The 1,197-nt window shown below is 43.1% G+C and carries 1 protein-coding gene; it reads left to right on the top strand.

Features of this window, described 5'->3' with window-relative positions; genetic code table 11:
• A protein-coding gene (locus BLV54_RS15285) for an IS3 family transposase (RefSeq protein WP_090572423.1) occupies positions 1-1,129 on the top strand; the annotation gives its coding sequence in 2 pieces (ribosomal slippage) (positions 1-252 and positions 252-1,129; 1,130 coding nt annotated over the 2 pieces). This gene is flagged as partial in the annotation.
• Positions 1,130-1,197: the final 68 nt, after the last annotated feature.

Raw genomic sequence — 1,197 nt, 5'->3', positions numbered from 1 at the left:
TGAGTAAGAAGCGCACTCAATATTCGAGTGAATTCAAAGCAAAACTAGCGCTGGCAGCGATACGCGGTGATGAAACTGTCCCGCAGTTGGCAGCGCGTTATAATGTACATCCCACGCAGATCAATAGCTGGAAACGGCAGCTTATTGAGCAAGCCACCGAGTTATTTTCTAAAGATAATACTGCCGCCAATAAGGAGCGACATACAACCGATGATCTACACCGGGTTATTGGTCAATTGACAGTTGAACGCGATTTTTTAGCAAGAAAGCTCAATCATTAAGTCTTGCAAAACGCAAAGAAATGATTGAGCCCCATGGCAGTCTTAGTCAGGTTCGTCAATGCCAGTTGTTGAATCTGGCACGTTCGACCTATTATTATCAACCGCAACCGATCAGTAATACTGACCTGGTTCTACTGCGCATGATGGATGAGCAATACCTGAAAACGCCGCAATATGGTTCACGCAGTTATGCTACATGGTTTCAGCGCCAGGGAATCATGTCAGGACGCAAGAAGGCATCATCCCTGATGAAAACACTCGGTATTGTCAGCATAGCCCCGAAACCCAAAACGAGTATTCCAGGTAAACAGCACAAAGTATATCCCTACCTTCTCAAAAGCATCGTTATAAATCAACCCAATCAAGTTTGGGCTGCTGATATAACGTACGTTCCTATGGAGAAGGGTTTTGGCTATCTTGTTGCTATCATCGACTGGTATTCCCGTAAAGTACTGAGCTGGCGTTTATCCAATACCATGGACACCGATTTCTGTGTTCAGGCACTGGAAGTAGCAATTCAGGACTATGGTTGCCCACAGATTATGAATACCGATCAGGGTGTTCAATTTACTAGCGAGGCATTTACGTCGATACTAAAGAAGCATCATGTTCAGATCAGTATGGATGGCAAGGGCTGTTACTATGATAATATTTTTGTTGAGCGACTATGGCGTACAGTCAAGTATGAACATTTATATACCAGAGAATTCAATAACCTGAAGGAGGTAAAACAGAATTTATCCACATGGTTTGAATGGTACAATCAAGAACGATTTCATCAAAGCCTTGACAGCCTTACACCTGATGAAGTCTTCTACAATCACCAAAGAATCAATCGGGTTGCCTGAACCTGATTAACTTTATATGTCAGAGCTTAACTTTCTTTCAGGTTGTCCAGTTACAGGGAGCCACATCA

It is taken from the genome of Nitrosomonas sp. Nm33 (assembly GCF_900107265.1).
Taxonomy (GTDB): domain Bacteria; phylum Pseudomonadota; class Gammaproteobacteria; order Burkholderiales; family Nitrosomonadaceae; genus Nitrosomonas.
The sequence above is the reverse complement of the archived record's forward strand: the minus strand, read 5'-3'. Positions and strand labels throughout refer to the sequence as shown.